Source organism: Thermoproteus sp. CP80 (genome assembly GCF_002077075.2).
GTDB lineage: Archaea > Thermoproteota > Thermoprotei > Thermoproteales > Thermoproteaceae > Thermoproteus.
In genome coordinates this window covers 45,531-65,841 of the sequence record NZ_LCWM02000005.1, presented here as the reverse complement: position 1 = coordinate 65,841, position 20,311 = coordinate 45,531, and the positions used below count along the sequence as shown (strand labels likewise).

Below are 20,311 nucleotides of genomic sequence, written 5' to 3'. Positions count from 1 at the left end.
CATCAAGGCCGATCTCGCAGCCCTGTCCACGTCGCCGGCCTGGACGCCCGGCCTAGCCGCCGCTATCGCCGCCGCCTGGGCCTCCGAGACGGCCGTGTATATCTCCCTAAAGCCCGGCGGCTCGCCTCTAAACGCGAACGTCCGCGTTATGTCGGCGTAGTATCCCTCGTAGGCCGCCGTCACGTCGATCACGACCACGTCGCCCTCCCTCAGCCTCCTCCCGGTGGGGCCCTGGTGGGGAAGCGCCGTGTTTTCGCCGAACTGGACCAATATGGGGCCGGGCCTCAGCCCCCTCTCGACGAGCCTCAGATAGATGTCGGCAGCCGCCTTCCTCTCAGGGACTCCGGGGGAGAGCCCGGCGTAGGCCTCGGCGATGGCCTCCCTTATCGCCTGGGCGGCTTTGGCTATCCTCTCGACCTCGTCCGACCGCTTCACGGCCCTGAGCCCGTCTATGTACTCGTCGGCTATCTTGTACGTGGAGATCCCGCCTAAGGCCCGCCTCACGACCTCCCAAGCCCTTAAGGTGGTGCGTCCGTCCACCTCGACCTCGCCGCCTCCGCACTCCTGCGCGGCCCTCCTCAGGGCCTCGGCGGGGTCCTCGCCGTCGGAGTATACATACGCGGGTCCGGGCACCCTCCCCTCCTCCAGCTTGGGCACCACGAACACCCTCCTGGATCCGCATATCAGCAGGGCGGCGAACCTCTCGTACGTCTCCAGCTCCACGTCCGAGAAGTACCTTATGTTCACCGGCGAGGTCAGTATCAGCACGAGGTAATTCTAGGAGATGTATATATCGACTTCCCGCAGAACGCCGCGCTCTAGGCGCCAGGCCCTGAGCTCCATGGTGCGGACATCGCCTATGATCCACACCACGGGCCACATGGCCATATGCCTCAAGTCGAGGGGGCTGGGCACCGGCGCGCCGGGATGCGTGTGGAATATTGCGACCAGCTCCAGGCCGAGCCGCTCCGCGTCGGCGATGGCCCTATAGACGCGCTCCGGGTCGAGGCGAAACTCGACGGGGCTCCTCGCCGCGTTTTCCATCCAAGCCCATCTCCTCGCCGCGTCGCCGACGCCGAACAGCAAGGCGGCGCACTCCTCGTCGGGGTTGCACCTGCCCCTGGCCTCCTCGACGAACGCCCTAGGCACGCGCATAGAGCCTCCTCCTGGCCTCGACGATCACGTCGACTATCCTAATCGAGGCGGGGCACACCAACTCGCACGCCCTGCACCTCAGGCACGTGGCCAGGCTCTCGACGACGTATCTCGACGGAGCCCCTCCGTCGAACGCTATGCGCGCCATCTGGAGCCTCCCCCGCGGGCCCATGTGCCTCATCCTCACGGCGTTGTACGTCGGACATACGGCCTCGCAGAAGCCGCACCGAGCGCATCTATCTATCTCGGCTATCACGATACGACCTCGGCTAGGTCTAATACCTTGAGGGTCGGCGCCGCCCGGGATAGGTTGACGCGGCAGATGGGGCAGACGGTGACCACCACGTCGGAAAGCCTGGAGAGCTGCCTGGACCTGATCTTGGCGACCTCGCCGGCCACGTCGGGCCTGACGGACTCTATGGGCCCTCCGCAGCATCCCGAATACGCCTTGCCCGTCACGTAGGGATCCTCGACGCGGGCCACTCCCGCGGAGTCGAGCAACCGCCTATATACGTCGTATCTATCCAGATATCGGGCGTAGAGGCAGGAGTCGTGCACGACCGCCTTGGCGACCGAGGCCCTGGACGGCCTCACGAGATCCATGTAGCTCACCACCTTGAGGTCGAAGCCGTCCACGTACTTGGGGTAGGCCCTCTCCAAGACGTAGTGGGTGTGGGGATCCACGGTTATCACCTCCTCGACCCCCCGCTCCTTGAAGTATCTATATACCTCCCTTGCGTAGGACGCGAAGTCCTCCTCGAACCCCAGCTCGTAGAGCAGGGCGCCCGAATACGGCTCGTCCCTCAATACGCCGAATTGGACCCCCGCCCTGCCCAACATGGCGGCGATGTTCCGCAGGATGCCGTCGGCCCGCCCCGCCTCCTCGTCCGAAGGCCTCAGGAGAAGCCCGCCGAAGAGCCTAGCGCCGGCGGCCGCCATCTTGGCCCTCACGCCGCCGGAGCCCGCGCCGACTCTCTCCAATACGTCGACGGCCCTGGCGATCAGAGGAGCCAATTGGTACATACAGGAGGTGTACAACACGCGCCGCCCCCCTTCGGGCAGGCCCGAGGCCCACCGGCTGCAGATGGATCTATCCGCCGGCAGGGGGAACCTGCTGCGCCTCAGGTTGTCCACGAGGAGGTCCCGCAGGGCGTGTATCCAGCCCTCCATTTATTCCAGCGGCGTGAACAACGTCCTGGCGGCCCTCTCGGAGAGGCCCATCAAAAACTCGCCGATCCGCCTCCCGTCGCCGTGGACGACGAACACCGAGAGGCATCTATCGCCTATATGCATGTGCGAATAGTTCGCTATGAGGTCCTTATATTCCTCCATCATTCTGCTCGCCGCCTCCACGCCCTCCGTCAGCGAGATGACGGCGCCGAGGCACCTATGGCCGTCCCTCAGATGTTGGGAATAGGTGTGGACGAAGCTCGACACGGCCTGCGCGACCACCGCGCTGCGGGTCACGCCTAGCTCCTGAGAGATCTTGTCGACCTCCTGCGCGAGCTCGTCCGGCAGAGAGACGCCGAATCTCCTCATGGACCTCTATGGGGATTTGAAATATAAGGCTACTCTCGGGCCTAGAGACTTAAGTTCAGAAGGGCGACGTGGTGCCTATCTTGGCGACATGGCGGCTAGCCCCCGAGTCGCTACCTGGGGCCCTACCGGCGGCCCATCTCCTCAGGCCCCTTTCTATGACGTTTGCGAGCTCCACACAGCATGAAGCCGTCTAGGTGCTCCTGCCGCATACGATCCCTATCTTGCCGTCCATGCGGCACAACCTTCGCTTCCCCGTTAGGGCCTTTATGAGGATAGCGAGCCTCTCCGCGTCTGCCTTCCTGCCCCCGACGCATCCGTCCTGGCGACGACGAAGCCCACGGCTTCGTTTCCCCACTGCCGAACGCCACCTCGTAGTCGCGCCATATGCCGTCAACCCCCGCCGTTGTGGCGATCTTTAGGGGTTTCCTGCTTCTTTCCTCCTCGAGCCAAGCCCCACCGCCTATGACCTTCACGAGACGCCCCTCGACCTTGCTCTCGAAACCCTCCAGCTTTAGGGAGCCCCTCGCTCCCCTCCACGACTTCCAGGGCCTTTCATAGACGGCGCTGCCCTCCCCCTAGCTCTCTGAAGTATGTAGGCTACGAACTCCGCCGCAAATCTCTGTCGTCTCCTCCAACGGCCGCTCGGCCCTCCTCAGCCCCTACGGAGCTGTCGTTATCGCGGTGGCCAGCATCTCGCCGAAGCGGAGGAGGGCCTCCTCCCTATCGAGCTCGTCTCTCAGCGCCCTGTCCAGCATGATAAGCTCCAGGGCTGGGGCGACGAGCTTCCCAGCCACCCTATCGTCGACCCCCTGCATATCGGCGAGGCGGACGAAGCGGTCAAGGTCGCCCAACATCCTCTCCCGCTAGCTCCCTCTTCTCGACGTCTTTTGTCCTCCCGGGGCCCGCGCAAGCTAGATCGAGTCGAAAGTTCCCTACTTCTCAAGAACCCAGCGCCAGTTGACTGCGCAGGTTATGCAGAGCTATCATGGCCGGCTCGTGTGAATACAATATTTCAACCGTCTTGTATGAGATGTCTATGCCCAAAATCATCGAAAATATCCAAGAATATGTGCATTCCCTGTTAGAGTTGCCAACAAGTTGCTTCATGAAGAGGCTTTACCTTCTGTTCTAGAGCGACGGCCTACCAGGCCGGAATTGTAAAAATATGTATTGCCGACACGGTTCATGTATTAAAAGCTCTATCGACTTTATAGGTCCCCTTGTCCTCTTTGCATTTGTCTGTTGTTCATAGGCCCTACAGCACCTCATCTTTTCAGGGCGGATTTGCATACTTATATAATTTATTAACTAATAAATAGAATATATATTATATAATCGATTAAACACTAATCTATGATAATATATTTGTTGATATAAATTCATATTTTTATAGAAATTTTGCCTATAACATGCAGGAGTTGGTATAAATTAATATTTTTAAATAATTTCGTCTTATGGCTGGCAAAAATAGAAAGAATTAAATACATAAAAGTTAAATAGAGCTGGAAAGAATTAAATACATAAAAGTTAAATAGAGCTGGAAAGAATTAAATACATAAAAGTTAAATAGAGGCAAATCGCGAGGTTTAATGGCAAGCGAAAGGATAGAGGATCCCGGCCAGAGGGCCGTAAACGGCCCGATGCGCGGGGTCCTGAAAGTCGTATTGTTGGTAATATGGGCCGCCGCATTTATTATAGGCGCCATAGCGGTGTACGAACAACTGACCTCACCGGTGGATTCGGGCAACACGACGAGTTACGTGGTGTGGGGGCTGTACGTCCCGACGTACATGTATTTCATAGGTGCCTCCGCCGGCGCTTTCTTGCTCTCCGTGATCGTGAACGTACTCAGTGTGAAAAAGCTGGAGCCCATAGTTAAGCTGTCCCTTTACACAGCCCTCGTGCTGTTGATCATAGCCATCGGCACGATAGCGCTCGACCTCGGACACCCCGAACGCGCGATCGAGACGCTCTATAGGCCCCAGTTCCACTCGGTGTTGGTCGACGTGGTGTGGTTGTACGTTATATACTTCACGCTCCTCCTCGTGGAGCTCCTGCTATTGTTCCGCCTCGACGTGATAGAGGGCCGCCTCGGCTCGCTCGGCGGAAGCGCCCGTATAAATAATTTGATATCCAAATTGTTACGCCCGAGAGCCAGCTCTCCGGAGAGACTGAAGAGGAGCGCGGAGTCGATTCGCAAGTCCTTCCTATATTTGGGGGCGTTTGGCCTAGTCCTCGCACTGGGGTTCCACGGCGGAGTCGGATCTATACTGGCCACCATATACTTCTCCTATCCCTGGTGGACTACGCTACTTCCGATAATGTTTATAGCCGGAGCGTTGTTCTCCGGGGCGGCACTCCTTACGGCAATCCTAGTGGTTCTATGGCCGAGGAAGGATGATGAGTTCAGGGAGATGATCGCGTATCTGGGGAGGATCGTCTACTGGCTCCTCATCGGGAACGCCGTGCTCATAGCCTTCGACCTCGTAATTCCCGTCTGGTACGGAACCGGGGACCCCGTCAGCATAACCATTACGAACGAGGTCCTGTTCGGGCAGTACTGGTACGTCTTCTGGATCTTCGAGGTCCTGCTGGGGTTCATCGTCCCCGGGATCCTCCTCAGCAACCGGTTCAGGAATAGGCCCATAATCGTCGGCATCGGCAGCGCGTTCGCAGGCATCTTCTTCTTCGCGGTCCGCCTTGTTGAGGTCATCCCGGCCTTCGCTGTGCCGAAGATTCCGGGCCTGCAGTACGCCTACGTAGATCCCAAGCTCGTTTACACGTACTTCCCGAGCATCCACGAATGGGAGGTGGTCATGTTCATGGCGGCGTTCGGCATTGGGTTGCTGTATCTCGGCTACCGCCTCCTGCCGCTCGTGCCGCGGGCGGCGGATTCCACGATGCCTGGGCGGGGGCGCGGGGGATCGACGGGCCCCATCAGCGGCGGCGTGGGCGGGCCTAAGCTGATGGAGAGGAGGGGGTTCCTGAGGTCCGCCAGCTTGGCGACGGCCGGATTCTTAGCGGCTGTTTCCATCAACTGGAGTGCCCTGACCAGGGTGGCGTCATCTGCGCTGGCATACGGCGGACAAGCGGCGAGGGCCCTCATAGCCAGGGAACGCGAGAGGCTGGCGGCGATCAGCACTAAGATAATTGAAAGCCTGACTCGCAGGGAGGGAGCCGAGAGGCCCAACCTCGTGGAGGAGAATAAACTGGTGAAGGCCGCCGGCGAGGGGGTTGTCGCGGTTTCCCCGCTAGTTGCACAGGCCGCGCAGGTGGCCGTCGCGAAGACGGATTTCGACGACGAGAGCTGGTCGCAGCCGTACACATGGCTGCCGGGCCAGCCGACGATACAGGTTCCGGCCGGGTACGAGCAGAGCCCAATTTATAGGATGATGGAGGATCTGAAGCGCGCCCTCGCCAAGCCCGCGAACCAGCGTAAGTGGGTGATGGTCATCGATGCGCGTAAATGCGTGGGTTGCTCTGCATGTACAGTGGCGTGCAAAGTCGAGAATAAGGAGCCCCCCGGAGTCGTCTACAGGCCGGTTGTGGTGAGCGTTCACGGCAGCTATCCTAACGTGTCGGCCACCTTCCTTCCGAGGCCCTGCATGCAGTGCGACGACCCGCCATGCGTCAGAGTCTGCCCTGTGGCCGCCACCTTCAAGAGGCCCGATGGCATAGTCGCAATCGATTACAATGCATGCATGGGCTGCAGATACTGCATCAGCGCCTGCCCCTACCAGGCCAGGACCTTCGACTGGGGCCTCAACTACACGGATGGGACGCCCAAGATCGAGTACTACGATACTTGGACGTCGTTTGAGTACGGTGTTGACATATGGGATCGTCCGGTGGACAGCAGGAAGTCGCCTAAGTTCAACGCGCATAAGTGCCACTTCTGCATCCACAGGCTCGAGTCCGGGATGTTGCCTGCGTGCGTCACGACCTGCGTTGGCAGGGCGACCTACTTCGGCGATCTCAACGACCCGGACAGCCTCGTCTCGAAGCTGATCCGCGAGCAGGGCGCGTCCAGGCTCAAGGAGGAGCTCGGCACCGAGCCGAACGTTTACTACATAGGTCTCACAGAGCCCATGATGGAGGAGGGGGTGCCGCTTGTGGGATGACCATGAGCGGGAACGAGACTGCCAGGAAGGGAAGGGCGATGGACGAGGGGAGGAGGATATTCCTGAAGTCGGCCGCGTTGCTCGGCGGCGCGGCGGCGTTCTCGGCGTTGCTCTCCGCGGCTCAATCCCCCCCGGTCCCGACCAACGGCTCGGCCGGCGGATCCAGTTCCAACGGCTCTATCGAAGGATCCAAGGTCTTCTACAACGATTATAATGTATATCAGCTCGCGCACCCGGAGAACATAATCTACTCCGCCTGCTTCATGTGCCACAACAACTGCGGTATAAAGGTGAAGATACAATATGATAAGAACGGGAACGGCTATCCGGTCAAGATCGACGGGAATCCCTACATACCGACGAACATGTTGCCTTGGCTCCCGTACGATATGTCCCCTAAGCAGGCGGCGATCATAGACGGCAAGCTCTGCCCCAAGGGCCAGGCCGGCATTCAGGACTACGCCGACCCCTATAGGGTTGTGAAGGTTCTGAAGCGCGCAGGTCCCAGGGGCTCCAATAAGTGGATCTCCATCCCGTTCGAGCAGGCAATAGAGGAGATTGTGAACGGCGGCTATCTATTCAAGGATGTGCCGGGCGAGGAGAACAGGTACATCGAAGGGCTCAAGGACGTGATAAAGCTGAGGGACCCCCAGCTCGCAGCCTCGATGGCGGCGGACGTGCAGAAGATAATGATGGGGCAGATGACCGTGGACGAGTTCAAGGCCAAGTACAAGGATCACCTCGACGTCCTCATCGATCCCGACCATCCGGACCTGGGCCCCAAGAACAACCAGTTCATATTCTTCGCCAGCCGCATCGAGGGCAGCAGGTACGACCTCGCAATTAGGTTCACCAAGTACTCCCTGGGCTCCGTCAACGTCCTGGATCACTTATCGTTCTGCGAGATAGCGCACCACGTGTCCGTCAAGCTGGTTACAGCCCAGTACGTCGGGTGGGACAAGACCGGCATCGGCCCCGGGCAGCCCGTCCACGGATGGCTCCCAGGGCCGGCCACCGCTAAGCCCGACTACGCCAACGCCGAGTTCGTCATAGCCTGGGGCACCAGCCCGTTCGAGGCGAGCTACGGTCCTGTCACCGTCACGGAGCAGATAACCGACGGCCTGGTCAGCGGGCGCCTAAAGCTGGCGGTGATCGATCCGAGGTACAGCACGACTGCCGCGAAGGCCTGGAAGTGGATCCCGGTGAAGCCTGGAGGGGATCTGCCCCTCGCGATGGCGATGATAAGGTGGATAATTGAGAACAAGCGCTACGACGCAACGTTTCTCAGCGCGGCCAACAAGGCCGCGGCCCAGCAGAACGGCTACTTGCACTGGACCAACGCTACGTGGCTCGTGAAGATAGAGCCCGACGGGAGGGCCAGCAGATTCGTGCGCGCCGCGGATCTGGGGCTTCAAGTGCCGAGCGGGGCCAATCCATATGACTACTTCGTGGCCATGGTCAACGGGCAACCTGTGGCGTTCAACCCCTACGACGACAAGAACCCCGTTGTAGGCGATTTGTTCGTGGACACTACCATAAACGGAATCAGGGTCAAGTCTGCCTTCCAGCTACTTTGGGAGGAGGCATCTTCCAAGAGCTTCGATGAGTGGTGCCAGCTGGCCGGTGCGAATCCCTCCGATGTGGAGGACGTGGCGAGAGAGTTCACGAGCCACGGCCATAAGGCTGCCGTGGACGTCTACAGAGGACCGATAGCCCACTACAACGGAACCTACGCGGGCATGGCCATACAGCTCCTCAACGTGTTGATAGGCAACCCCGACTTCAAGGGCGGGCTGACCGTAGGGGCCGCGGGCTGGCCGACGGCATCTGGCCGCGCGTTCAACGTCATGGGGGTCCCGAATGGGCTGACGCCCTTCGGGGTCAGCATCATGAGGGCCGGCTACCTATATGAGATGACGACCCTATACAAGGAGCAAGGCTACCCGGCCAAGCGTTCGTGGTTCCCGTTCGGTTGGGTCAGCCCCGCGGGTGTAGGCGGCTTCCAGGACATTCTGCCCTCCGCCAAGGCCAAATATCCCTATCCCATCAAGATCGCCATCTTGTATGCCAACAATGTGGCCAACCTATCGCCTGCGAACCAGGAGCAAATAAATGCGCTCCTCGACCTCGACACGATCCCGCTCATAATAGCGATAGACACGGACATAGGGGATACGTCGATATACGCAGACTACATCTTCCCTGATGTGACATACCTAGAGCAGTGGATGGTGGAGTCTCCATCGCCTCAGGGCATGAGCTCGGTAAGCAAGTTCGCCGTCGTGAGGCAGCCGGCCGCCCCTCCCATGACCGAGACGGTCACGGTCTACGGCGAGCAGATGCCGATAAGCATGGAGGCCGTGCTGTTGGCCATCGCGGAGAAGATGAACCTGCCCGGGTTCGGGCCTGATGGATTCGGCCCCGGCGTTCCCTTCACGAGGCCGGAGCACTTCCACCTCAAGGAAGTGGCCAACGTGGCCGCCGGGAGCGCGCCCGGCGATGAGGTGCCCGATGCGGACGACGAGGAGATGGAGCTGTTCCTAAAAGCGCGCAGGCATCTGCCGCCGAGCGTGTTCGACCCACAGAAGTGGCAGGCGGCCGTGGGTCCCTGGTGGCGCAAGGTAGTGTACGTGCTCAACAGGGGCGGACGCGCAGCGCCGCCAAGCAATTTATATGAGGGAGAATACATAAAGGTAAATAGATTCCCAGGCCTGTTTAACATATTCAGCGAGGCCCTCGCCATGACCAAGGACAGCGTGACCGGCCAATACTACTCCGGAATTCCGAAGTACTACCCGCCGACATACTCGGACGGCACGCCTATCGATCAGACGGGCTACAAGTTCTATCTACATACCTTCAAGCCGGTATTCATCGCCAAGCGCACCATAGTGGAGTACTGGTCCCAGTTGTCGATTCTGCCGTATCCGCACGTGCTCATGAACCCGGAGGACGCCAAGAGCCTCGGCCTTAAGAACGGCGACTTCGTTAGATTGGAAAGTCCATCATTCAACTCGGGCGAGCTCGACTTGGGGCCACTCGGGAAGATGTACATCGAGGGGCCTGTGCTGATAACGCCGGCCATACGTCCTGGGGCGGTGAGCGTGGTACTGGACTACATGCACTGGGGATGGGGGGCCACGGATGCTGTGATAGACGGCGTGACGATAAAGGCCGACCCGAGGCGTAGGAGAGGCCTCAACGTAAATCCTCTGATGTTGCCGGACAAGTACAACGTCGGCGCGCCGTTAGTGGATCCGATCAGCTACCAAGCATCGTATTTCGATACGATGGTCAACATAGTTAAGATAGAGAAGCCTAAGGCAGTAGCAAACGGCCAGTATCCGACGTCTTTGGCGAATCTGTGGAGTTGGTGATCATAAGTCAATTTTTATTTATTTAAAATATTATATTTTAAAGATCAGTTTTTATCAATAATTAAATTATTATACTTGGTATTTATAGCCAAAACAATCTATCCAGAAGGAACCCTGATACTCCCCCCGGACTCCTTGTATGTTCATGAAGAACGAAACGGAGGACATGGGGCTTGTAAGCCTGCTTTCGCCCCGCGCCGCGTGGCCGATGCAACGGAGGTGCTACTCAGAAGGCACCTAGGCGATCTGGAGGCCGTTCGGCCGGGGCTACCGCCGCGGCGGTCCTCTGGCTACATAGTCAGGATGCTGAACCGCCTCGCTGAGGCCGCCGTCGCGCCCATCGAGGGCGTCAAAAATGCCGCCGGGGAGGATGGAGACATGAGGTCGGCGAGACGCATCACGACGGCCCTTGTCTTCCAACCGCCGCAGAACTTGGTGGCTAGATATATATTTAGCTTGTGGTCGGCCCATGGACTGCATAGGCGTGGTGGACACCACGTTCGCCAGAGTCGACATGGCGTCTGAGGCCATCGACGAGATCAAGAGCCTTGCCCCCGACGTCGAGGTGAGGCGGATCACGGTGCCCGGCATCAAGAACACCATATGGGGGGCGAAGAAGCTCGCTCGGGAGGGCTGCACGGCGTTGCTCGTGCTGGGCTGGGTCGGGCCGTCCCTCACGGACAAGCTCAGCTATTTGGCCATGTCCATCGGTCTGATAGAGCTCCAGATGCACCTGGACGTATTGATCCTCGACGTGACGGTGCACGAGGACGAGGCCGCCGACGAGCGGGAGCTGAAATCCATCGCGGTCGATAGGTCGCGGAAACACGCGAGAAACCTGGTGGCCCTGCTGCGGGGAGATCTCTCGCGGCTCGCCGGGATGGGCTTGAGGCAGGGGAGGCCCGACGTAGGCCCAATAATTTAGAAAAAGAGAAATAAAATTATTATTATTACCGTGTCGTTTATGTTCAAATAGATACGGCGAGGTTCCTATTAAAAAATAAAAACAAAATTTTTTGATATATATCATGTTTCTATTTTGCTGATATCAATAGAAAGCCATATATAGGCATATGGAGTTGGCATCAACGGGCGGTCGATGGAAACCCCGGCGTACCCCCCAAGTATGCCGCCGCCCGTATTTCTCTATCTGAACAACAGGCCCAGCGTAGCCGCCATGATCCCGGTTAGGTATACGCCGTCCCAGACGCCGGCCCCGCCGATAGATGCCAGCGGGGGCATCTGCGCGAGGATCCTCTTGATGTTGTAGACGTCGGCCCCCAGCAGGGTGCCGTAGACGCCCACTATATAGGCCACCGCCGGAGTCAGACGGCCGGCCCACAGCGCGAACAGAAACGCCACTATGGGAGGCAGGAAGCCGGGGGTGACCACCCCCACGCCCGGGACGACCCTGCTCATGAAGTAGACGGCGACGGAGGCGGCGAGAGCCGCCAGGGCGGTCCCCAGTGCGTACTGCGGAGGCAACTTCGCGAAGATATAGGTAGATAGGGCAAGCGGTATCAACGCGCCGCCTATATTCACGGCGAGCCTGGCCGTCTGCTCCTGGACCGCTATCTGGGGGACCGGGATAGGGATTCCGAAAACGTACATAACGCCCACCGAGGGGTAGTAGACCCTCCTCCTAGCAGTATATATCACTATATGGAAGGGGCTCAGCAGAAGGCTGAGGAAGGTCGAGGCCGCGGCCGCCGCCGTCGACTCCAGAAGGCCGACCCCTATCGTGTGCAGCACGGTCGCCAGGCCGGCTGAATACGACGGCATCAACAACAACGCGAGCACGGCGTATATGGCCCCCATCACGCCTGTGAAGGGCGGCGAGAAGACTATGCGTCCGGCGCCCCCTATGTTCTTTGCCGCACGAATTTCGAGTAGGCGGCCTCCGCTATGTCCGCCGCTAGGGCCGTTATCAGCATCGCCTCGTGCATTATCGGCGCCACGCCTTCGCACGAGGAGAGCGCCAATAGCCGTTTAAAAACTGACTCCCTCTCCAGTATTACCTTCAAGGCGCCTTCGTGCCGGTTCTCCAGGAAGGACCTCGCGGCCTCCTCGGCGTATCTCTGCAGGTTCTCGAACTCGCCGACCAGCTCCTCGTGGCAGCCCACCTTGTTCTGTTTGAGGTAGTTTGTCGATCTGTCGAGGGCGTCGCCCATGTGCTCCAGGTTCTTGACCACTATTGCGTAGTCCACAAAGCCCTGCGGGTTCTGGTAGATGTTCTTCTTTATGGTCCTTAGGGACAGGAAGTAGAGGCGGTCCAGCTGGTCGTCCATGCGAAGCAGCTCTCTGGCGTCCTCCTCGTCATGTCCCCTGATGAAGTCTAGAAATAGGTGGAACATGGCCATGACGGTTGTATACATGCTTCTAACCACCTCGTCGATGTCGACGTCCTCCTTGGTCACTATCCTCAGCTTCAGCTTGCCCCCCGACTCGAGCGCCACGACGCCGGGCAGCCGGCCCTCGACCTTCCCGACCAAGGCCGATATGTTGCCGGACTCTATGCTTATCTCGTCTACGCCCTCGATATAATATGCTATCACATCGCGCAGAGCCTTCTCCACATCTTCCTCCTTCAACGATACGGCGACGGCTACGCCTTCGGCGGTGGCGGGAAGTATCAAGATTTTATTCGCCTCGGTGAGTATTTTTATGGGGGAGCCCACCTTCAGCTGGTTAGACTCAACCCATTCTCGCGGAAGAGTGACTCCGAACGACCTCTCACCTATCCTTATCAACTTTCTAATTTCCATAAGTGCTGTATAACTATCGATTAATAAGCATCACCTAGGTCTACGCGTTGTACTTGTTCAACGCGCTGTGGATTATCCAGATATGATTATTCGCAATGCTTTTCCATTTATTGCGGGAGCCCATATAGGGCCGATGTTCCACGTCCAGAGGAGCATACCCTTTCCGCCTATCCGGCTGGACAGGCTCGTGAGGTATCTACAGGCGGTGGTCCAGAGGGGGTCGGCCTCCCTTGAGGAGTTGAAAGAAGATGGCCTCGACTTCGGGAAGGGTAAGGGCGACATAACGCGGTTTCTCGAAAGGCTCGGGCTGGTGGCGGTGTCCGACAAAAACGTCGCGCCGACCAAGCTGGCCTACGAGCTGCTCTCCATATATCGGTCGATAGGCCCCGCGGTCTTCCACCCCCTCCTTAGCTCGGCCCTCGTCCAATATAGGCTATTGGCCGAGCTCGTCGAGGCCATGGGCGCGGCCACGCTTGAGGAGCTCCACGACGCCTTGAACAAAAGGCTGGCGGAGATCACGCCGTCCGGCTGGATAAACAACGTGGCTTTTAAGTCGCTTCTGGCCATCGCCGTCGACGTGGGCCTCGTCAGGAAGGAGGGCAGACGTGTGGAGTATCTGGGGGATCCCGTCGCGAGGGCCTTCGCCGGCAACGGCTCCGTCATAGGCGGCGTTGCCTATATGGAGGACGTGCCTGAGTGGCTGAGGGCCTGCTCCAAGCCGCAGAGACCTCTGGGCATCGTCCAGCTGGATCCCGAATGCGCGTCGCGCGCGCTGGAGAGGCGCTTCTCTGTTGAAATAAATATGGGTGATTTATCTCATGGCTAGGCGGCGGCAGCAGGGCGAGAGGAAGGGGGGCGGCCTGCTCGACTATCTGGGCGTCGGCGAATCCGCCGAGGGGCGCGAGGCGCCGGCCCGGCCGGAGGATATAGGCGACTCCGTGTATGGCTATATAGCCGACAGAGGGGCTGTGTCCAAGGAGGATCTGTTCGAATGGGGGAAGTCGAAGGGGTATAAGGCCGCCGACATCATGAGGGCCGTGGACCTTCTGGCCAAGTCGGGAAAGATAAGACGCCGTCTGGACGACGAGGGGAGGCTCATCTACTCCGCCAGATAGAAAACTATATATTTAGATATTGAGGGCTTGTCCGTGGAGGTCTGCGAGATCTTGGGGAGATACCTTGCTAAGCTCGTGGAGGGCGCCAGGGGCAACGTAGTTAGCTTCACCGTGGGCGACGTCTCGCGGTGGTCCGAGGAGAAGTTCAGAACCACGCGGTCGGTCACCCTGAGGGTAGCCGCCGTATGCGAGGCGTTGCTGGCCCAAGGGCTCCTTGAGAAGATAGGCAAGAAGTACATCTTGAGGCGCGGCTCGCAGCTGTGGGAGGCCGCCGCGAGGAGCGACATGGAGGCCGTCTGCGATATAGTCAGGCGGACCGTCATTATAGCCGAAAGAACTTAATTAATCCCTCTTTTAGCGACATGTGAAACAGTACATAGGCTTATTGCTCACCGCGGTCGCCGTGCTGACGCTCTTGGCGTCGCACGTGTTGATATCCAACGTGATAGCCGTGGCGATATACATCATCGGGGCCGTGCTCATACTGTTGCCCCAGGGGAGGCGGCCCGTAGAGGAGAAGCCCGCGGCGGCGCCTCGGCCCATGCCCACGCCCGAGGAGCTCAAGAGACGGCCGGCGCAACCCCCCGAGCTGGAATGAAGACGTTGGCGTTTATATCGGGCCTTAAGGGCGGCACCGGCAAGACCACTCTGGCGGTCAACACAGCCGTCGTGCTGGCATACGCGTTGCGGGGCAAGGCCAAATATCCCGTGGTGTTGATAGACACGACGCCGGGAATCGGCACAGCGGCCATGTTGCTGGCCGGCTCCTACGGCCTGCAGAACATGGCGAGCCTATCGGAGTATTTCGAGGGCCGGATATCGAACCCCCTCCAGGCGCTTTACTTGAGGAGATGGCAGGTCCAGCAGGGCGAGTTCAACGTGGTCTTTTCCTTCATGAACAAGCCGGTCGCCGTCTCCAGGAGGCTTCTGGAGGCGTTGATAAGGCAGATCGGCGATATGCTGGGCCCGCTGGTCGCCATATTGGACTCGCCGCCGGCGGGCTACGACTGGGGCGCCGCCGGCCTTCTCGACTTCACCGTGCCCGTGGTGACTCCAGATATGTCCTCAATAATGTCGACGGCCGGCGTCGCGAAGATCGTGGGCGGCAGAGTGTTGAGGCCGATTATAAATATGTACGTAAAGGACCACGACGTGGCCGGCGTGTACGGACGGAACTGGCCGGACATGGTGAGGGATATGTTCGGCGAGGAGCCCCACATAATACCGGCGGATCCCCTCTTCGAGGCCTCGAGACAGGCGCTGGAGATCGAGTCCCTTAAGCTGAGGCCCGAGGAGTCCCAGGGACTTGCGGCTTTGCTCTCCTACATCCGCTATCTGGCCTCGCAGCTCTCCATCTGATGGGTTATGACGCCGAGCATCTTGAGGTCGCGGATTATGTACGCGCGGCACGGCACCGCCTCGTGGTACTCCTTCTTTATATATAGCCCTCCCCTATCCACCAGCACCGACCCGTAGTCGGCCATCAACGCGCCCATAAAGTCCTCATAGAAGTCGTCGCCGACGTGTAGATATACGTCGGGCATCATGTCGCCCACCAACACGGTGAGCGCCATCTCGAATATACGCGGGCTCGGCTTCACGGACCCCACGTCGTCGGCGTATATTTGGGCGTCCAGCAGCCCGGCTACGTCCAGCTTGGAGAGGAGCTCCCTGGTGGCTCCAGACCTCCAGAGAAGTATGTTGGACACGACGCCCACCTTATATCCGTCGTCCTTGACGGCCTTCAGGGCGTCCAGGGCGTCTTGGAAAGGCCTCACGTCGAGGCTGCCGATGGCCTTATCTATCTCGTTCTGCGCCTCATAGACGTCGAAATCGGCCGCTATCCCCCGCTCCTTAAGCTTCCGCTTGATTCTGTAGAGGTTGTAGGTAGGAGGGACGAACTCCTGCCGCTCCCTACGGGCCAGCTTCAGGGAGCGCCTCTCCTCATGGACGAAGGAGTAGACGGAGCTCCACGGGACTCTGCCGCCGAGCGCTCTCGTCAACACGTCGGCGACAACCTTTATAGCGGGCTCCACAGGCAAGATCGTGCCCCAGACGTCGAAAGTAATGGCCTTGACGCTCATATCAACAATCCTTCTACTCGGTATTAATATTTACGCAGATTTTCCGCCGTCTTTCTTCGCGGAGCCGCAGCCCAGCTATACCATATCGCCGAAGGTGGTCAATAAAGCAACCTACACCAACCTCACGATAGTTTTTAAAAATAATATAAATATAAATAATACAGATATTAATATAATAAATGCAACTATAGTATTTAAGAAAATATATAATAATATAGTAAATATAGGACTCTATCCGACCGGAGATGAGATAATTGTGCTGATAAATAATACGGAAAATATATTAAATGTAGCTAATATATGTACTATAAAATATACCAATTCTTATAATTTTACCACATCCATATTTATCAATGTCTCATCGACCTGTAGTAATTTACGCGAATATCTAAACGGCATATATGTCCCAATGGGCAGCGTCTATACTCCTTCCTACTCCGGCCTATATAATATCTTGTTGACAAATGAATCATACTACATAAATTTAACCTATGTAGTATCTCCAGCGATTTCCACCAATATAGTATATTATGGTCAGGCGCTTAATATTTCTTTAAATCCGCCGCTCTACAGTCCCGGCACTGCGTCTATAGGCGGAGTCAGCCTTCCGGTGACGTCCAGCATATCCCTGCCGCCGTACGCCCTGGCGGCCGGCAACTACACGTTGATGATAAGTCAAGATGGAGTTCAGCTACTTAGCGCGTCAGTTGAGGTGCTTCCGGCGGCTCCCAACATAACTATAGATTTAAACAATTCAATCACGTATGGAACCAATAATAAATATACAATAAATACATACTTGTTCAATAATTATTATAAATCTAATATCGGCATATTTATAAACGGCTCCCTTATAGCGACCGGCACAACCCCTCTCTCGCTGTACCTGCCTCTGCTGGACGTCGGGACGTACAACTTCACGGTTGTCGCCTACGCCACGGCCAACACGACCCAGTCGAGCGCGGCCAGGCTTATCAAGGTGTTGCCGGCGCCTGTGAGCCTTAAGGTGTATGTGAACGGATCGCCGCTGGGCCAGATCGTGTTGGCCTCGTACGGCCAGATCCTCGTCTTCAACGCGTCGGCCAGGTCCACGTTGAGGCCTACTGGCAAGATCGTCGTGTCGGTCGACGGGAGGAGCTTCGGCGACGTCGTGGATACGCTGACGCTGGGAGCCGGACTGCACAACGCCACTGTCACGTTTATCCCTTCGAGTAGGAACTTCATGGAGGCTAGCGTAAACGCCGCTATAGTGGTGGCCAAGTCGGTCCCAGAGCTGTCGGTCCCTAGGTACGTGGCAGCCGTCTACGGCGAGATTCCGAACGTGACCCTGGGCCTCTACGTCTACGGGAGGCCCGTCTCGGGCGTCCTAGATATAGCCGTGGGCAACTACACAGGCGCCGTGCAGATCTTCGGCAGTACCTCAGTCCGGCTTCCTGCGCTGCCCGCGGGCTCCTACGTCGTGTACGTCTCGTTTCCGGGCAACGGCGATCTGTACCCCGCGAGCGCTACATTCCAGCTGGTCGTCAGGAGCGCCGGCGTCGTGCTGTCGGTGGCGGCGCCTCAGAGGGCCGTCTACGGAGCGTCGGTGCCCATATCCGCCTCGATAAGCCCCCAAGTCCCCGGCCGCATCTCTATCTACGTGAACAACACGCTTATATACAGCGGCCAAGGGCCCCAGATCAAGACCACGTGGCGCCCGCCCAGAAGCGGCGTTTTCAACATAACGGCGTATTTCCAGAGCTTCTCCGGGAACTACTCAAATGCGGTATCTACAACAATAATATATATAGAAAAGGCTAGATGCACTATAAATATATCTCTAAATTCATCGGCTATATACGTTTTAAGGAAATATGAGATATTGATAAATTCATCGGTAGTGCCGGCGATATATCTTGACGGGAGGTATCTCGGCGAATCCCTCGCGCTCCCTCTATCCTTCAACTACACCGGCCTCCATACCATATTCGCCGTATTTAGAGGCGACGCGAGGTATTACCAATGCAACTCGTCCACGGCGGTCTACGTACTGAAGAACCCCTCCCAGGTGGCGATCGAGATACCGCGGAAGCTCGCCGTCCCCAATTCCCCCATAGATATATATTTGACGATATTAACTGAGTCTAATATTGTTAACGGCACTATTTATATATATGTAATTAATTTAAATAATGGTAATAATTATACCTTTACTAAATATATAAATAGCGGCAGAGAGACCGTCGAGATATCTCTGCCGAATCCAGGCTCCTACGAGATCAAGGCGTACTACGGAGGAAATCCGTATGTGGCCGGGAACTATTCCAACGCGATCGCCGTGTCGGTCGTCGAGAGCCTCTTCGGGATTCCCGTAATGATAGTCCTGGGGTACGGCGTAGCGGCGGCGTCGGCCTACGCGGCGGTAGTGGCGATAAAGTTAAAGAGGCGTAGATACGGTGCTTCATGATATCGGCTCCTCCGGCCGTGTTGATTCTGCCGCTTCCAAGCCGCGACCAGGTGGCGTCCACGGTCTCCGCGGTCTTGTCGAGGCTGAAGAAGATGGGGGTCCCCATGGAGTTGAGGAAGGTCGACGGGCCTGTGTTCATAGAGTGTAGGGTATCCGCCGACGGCTTGCTCCAACGGCTGGATATATACCTGGCGGCCAGCGGCGACGACTTCGCCACGGTGACGCCGGTGCAGGAGCGGATGGTGGGCAACTTCGTCGAGAGGACTGCATATGCCCACGTGGCTCAAGGCATCGCGGTGCAGATGAACTACGAGGTCAAGGAGGGCGTGGCTCTGAGGAACGTGGTGATATACGCCGTAGGCCCCGCATATAGGGATTTCAAAATCTGAAGTGCATAACGTTTATATATATTTTGCAACCCCCCTTCGTGAGCCTTATCGGCATCGACGACTTCAAGAAGGTGGAGCTGAAGGTGGGCAAGGTCCTAGAGGCGCAGAGGATCGAAGGCTCTCGGAAGCTCATACGACTTGTGGTGGATTTAGGGTCGGAGAAGAGGCAGATCGTGGCCGGCTTGGCCGAGCGCTACGCGCCCGAGACGTTGGTGGGGAAATACGTCGTCGTGGTGGCCAACCTGCAGCCGAGGATGCTGATGGGCTATGAGAGCCAAGGCATGCTGCTGGCCACATGCGACAAGCCGACCTTACTCACCCTGTTGGAGCCGTCGGACGAGCACATAGGGGAGCATGTCTGCTGAGCTGCCTAGACACATAGCGGTGATACCTGACGGCAATAGGAGATACGCGAGGAAGTACGGGCTTTCGCTCATCGAGGCCTATAGGCACGGCGTGGAGAAGGTCCGCAAGTTCGCCACCTGGGTCCTCGAATACAGAGATATACGGCATATGACGTTCTTCGCCCTCTCGACGGAAAATCTGCAGAGGAGCAAGATGGAGCTGGAGGTTTTGTTCAAGATCTTTAAGAACGAGATAAGGAGGACTCAGGAGGATCCCATAATACACGAGAATAGGATTAAGGTCAGATTTATCGGCGATCGCTCCCTGTTGCCCAGAGACCTCGTCGAGGAGATGGAAAGGCTTGAGGACATCACGTCGTCCTATGGCGACTACGACTTGACTCTGGCGTTGGGATACGGCGGAAGGGCCGAGATCGTGAGATGCATCAAGAGGATAATGGGCGGCGAGGTGCGGCTGGAGACGATCGACGAGGGCTCCCTCTTCAAGTGCCTAGACACCTCGTACTTAAAATACCCCGAGCCCGACGTGTTGATAAGAACCGGCGGCGAGAAGCGCGTGAGCAACTTCCTGCTGTACCAGACGGCATACAGCGAGCTGTTCTTCCTCGACAAATACTGGCCCGAAATAGAGAGGGAGGACCTCAGGCTTGTCCTGGAGGAATACGCGGCGAGACAGAGGAGGTTCGGCCGGTAGCCTGCCCTTCTGCGCGTCTTGATAAAAGCCTTAAAAGAGCGGAGATAGCAGAGCCATGGCCAAATACGTGATAGGCAGCGCTTGGCCCTACGTGCAGTCTGTGCCTCATCTCGGCAACATGATAGGCTCGGTGCTGTCGGCCGACGTATATGCGCGCTACCTCAGGCTGAGGGGGCATGAGGTCGTCTTCGTGTCGGGCTCGGACGTGCACGGCACGCCGATAGAGGTCGAGGCGATACAGCTTGGGGTGGATCCGCAGAC

General features: G+C 57.8%; 22 protein-coding genes. 13 read left to right on the top strand and 9 right to left on the bottom strand.

What is annotated here, in order from left to right; translation table 11 throughout:
• The 6 genes from B7L68_RS01905 to B7L68_RS01880 form a co-directional block, all read right to left on the bottom strand.
• A partial coding sequence (locus tag B7L68_RS01905; protein WP_081245998.1) for a Xaa-Pro peptidase family protein occupies positions 1–768 on the bottom strand: 768 nt, incomplete at its 3' end.
• A 9-nt stretch (positions 769–777) separates the two neighbouring features.
• Positions 778–1,155: a M67 family metallopeptidase gene (locus B7L68_RS01900; protein ID WP_081245997.1), complete on the bottom strand. Its 378-nt coding sequence runs from the start codon at positions 1,153–1,155 to the stop codon at positions 778–780.
• Positions 1,142–1,411 carry a (Fe-S)-binding protein gene (locus B7L68_RS01895; protein ID WP_081245996.1) on the bottom strand — a complete coding sequence of 90 codons (270 nt, stop codon included), beginning with the start codon at positions 1,409–1,411 and terminating at the stop codon, positions 1,142–1,144. Before B7L68_RS01895 ends, B7L68_RS01900 begins: the two co-directional genes overlap by 14 nt.
• Positions 1,408–2,325 (bottom strand): (Fe-S)-binding protein, encoded by a 918-nt coding sequence (locus B7L68_RS01890; RefSeq protein WP_081245995.1) that lies wholly within the window; start codon positions 2,323–2,325, stop codon positions 1,408–1,410. The genes B7L68_RS01895 and B7L68_RS01890 overlap by 4 nt, the downstream gene beginning before the upstream one ends.
• Positions 2,326–2,694 (bottom strand): CopG family ribbon-helix-helix protein, encoded by a 369-nt coding sequence (locus B7L68_RS01885; RefSeq protein WP_081245994.1) that lies wholly within the window; start codon positions 2,692–2,694, stop codon positions 2,326–2,328. It lies immediately after the preceding gene.
• 659 nt (positions 2,695–3,353) lie between these two features.
• Positions 3,354–3,548, bottom strand: coding sequence for a hypothetical protein (locus tag B7L68_RS01880; RefSeq protein WP_081245993.1), 195 nt, complete (start codon positions 3,546–3,548; stop codon positions 3,354–3,356).
• Positions 3,549–4,283: 735 nt separating this feature from the next.
• Here B7L68_RS01880 and nrfD point away from each other — a divergent pair.
• The 3 genes from nrfD to ribC all read left to right on the top strand — a co-directional run bounded on the left by nrfD (position 4,284) and on the right by ribC (position 11,117).
• Positions 4,284–6,815: an NrfD/PsrC family molybdoenzyme membrane anchor subunit gene (nrfD, locus tag B7L68_RS01875; RefSeq protein WP_081245992.1), complete on the top strand. Its 2,532-nt coding sequence runs from the start codon at positions 4,284–4,286 to the stop codon at positions 6,813–6,815.
• A 2-nt stretch (positions 6,816–6,817) separates the two neighbouring features.
• Positions 6,818–10,192, top strand: coding sequence for a molybdopterin-dependent oxidoreductase (locus tag B7L68_RS01870; protein ID WP_162008391.1), 3,375 nt, complete (start codon positions 6,818–6,820; stop codon positions 10,190–10,192).
• A gap of 469 nt (positions 10,193–10,661) precedes the next feature.
• Positions 10,662–11,117, top strand: coding sequence for a riboflavin synthase (gene ribC, locus B7L68_RS01865; RefSeq protein WP_081245990.1), 456 nt, complete (start codon positions 10,662–10,664; stop codon positions 11,115–11,117).
• Positions 11,118–11,338: 221 nt separating this feature from the next.
• Here the strand turns inward: ribC and B7L68_RS01860 are convergent, their stop codons facing one another.
• Entirely contained in the window at positions 11,339–12,010 is a 672-nt protein-coding gene (locus tag B7L68_RS01860) for a DUF1614 domain-containing protein (protein ID WP_238136275.1), read from the bottom strand.
• A gap of 44 nt (positions 12,011–12,054) precedes the next feature.
• Complete coding sequence (locus B7L68_RS01855) at positions 12,055–12,957, bottom strand: phosphate uptake regulator PhoU (protein ID WP_081245989.1); 903 nt, start codon at positions 12,955–12,957, stop codon at positions 12,055–12,057.
• A gap of 133 nt (positions 12,958–13,090) precedes the next feature.
• Between B7L68_RS01855 and B7L68_RS01850 the strand changes: the two genes are divergently transcribed.
• From B7L68_RS01850 to B7L68_RS01830, 5 genes are read left to right on the top strand one after another with little or no spacing between them, the layout of a single operon-like run.
• The gene (locus tag B7L68_RS01850; protein WP_081245988.1) at positions 13,091–13,783 is read left to right on the top strand and encodes a hypothetical protein; all 693 of its coding nucleotides are present in this window, start codon (positions 13,091–13,093) and stop codon (positions 13,781–13,783) included.
• Positions 13,776–14,072: a hypothetical protein gene (locus tag B7L68_RS01845; protein WP_081245987.1), complete on the top strand. Its 297-nt coding sequence runs from the start codon at positions 13,776–13,778 to the stop codon at positions 14,070–14,072. Before B7L68_RS01850 ends, B7L68_RS01845 begins: the two co-directional genes overlap by 8 nt.
• Positions 14,073–14,105: 33 nt before the next feature.
• Entirely contained in the window at positions 14,106–14,414 is a 309-nt protein-coding gene (locus B7L68_RS01840; protein WP_081245986.1) for a DNA-binding protein, read from the top strand.
• Positions 14,415–14,436: 22 nt separating this feature from the next.
• The gene (locus B7L68_RS01835) at positions 14,437–14,670 is read left to right on the top strand and encodes a hypothetical protein (protein WP_081245985.1); all 234 of its coding nucleotides are present in this window, start codon (positions 14,437–14,439) and stop codon (positions 14,668–14,670) included.
• Positions 14,667–15,431: a cobalamin biosynthesis protein CobQ gene (locus B7L68_RS01830; RefSeq protein WP_081245984.1), complete on the top strand. Its 765-nt coding sequence runs from the start codon at positions 14,667–14,669 to the stop codon at positions 15,429–15,431. The genes B7L68_RS01835 and B7L68_RS01830 overlap by 4 nt, the downstream gene beginning before the upstream one ends.
• On the opposite strand, the gene B7L68_RS01825 is transcribed toward B7L68_RS01830, so the two are convergent.
• Entirely contained in the window at positions 15,404–16,156 is a 753-nt protein-coding gene (locus tag B7L68_RS01825) for an HAD family hydrolase (protein ID WP_081245983.1), read from the bottom strand. The genes B7L68_RS01830 and B7L68_RS01825 overlap by 28 nt on opposite strands.
• Before the next feature lie 610 nt (positions 16,157–16,766).
• Between B7L68_RS01825 and B7L68_RS01820 the strand changes: the two genes are divergently transcribed.
• The 5 genes from B7L68_RS01820 to B7L68_RS01800 form a co-directional block, all read left to right on the top strand.
• Positions 16,767–18,602: an Ig-like domain repeat protein gene (locus B7L68_RS01820; RefSeq protein WP_238136274.1), complete on the top strand. Its 1,836-nt coding sequence runs from the start codon at positions 16,767–16,769 to the stop codon at positions 18,600–18,602.
• Positions 18,599–18,991 (top strand): hypothetical protein, encoded by a 393-nt coding sequence (locus B7L68_RS01815; protein ID WP_081245981.1) that lies wholly within the window; start codon positions 18,599–18,601, stop codon positions 18,989–18,991. Before B7L68_RS01820 ends, B7L68_RS01815 begins: the two co-directional genes overlap by 4 nt.
• Positions 18,992–19,029: 38 nt before the next feature.
• Positions 19,030–19,356: a methionine--tRNA ligase subunit beta gene (gene metG, locus B7L68_RS01810; protein WP_081245980.1), complete on the top strand. Its 327-nt coding sequence runs from the start codon at positions 19,030–19,032 to the stop codon at positions 19,354–19,356.
• Positions 19,346–20,050, top strand: a complete 705-nt coding sequence (gene uppS, locus B7L68_RS01805; RefSeq protein ID WP_081245979.1) for a polyprenyl diphosphate synthase — start codon at positions 19,346–19,348, stop codon at positions 20,048–20,050. The genes metG and uppS overlap by 11 nt, the downstream gene beginning before the upstream one ends.
• A gap of 55 nt (positions 20,051–20,105) precedes the next feature.
• Positions 20,106–20,311 (top strand): class I tRNA ligase family protein (locus tag B7L68_RS01800; RefSeq protein ID WP_143615280.1); only part of this gene is annotated, 206 nt, incomplete at its 3' end.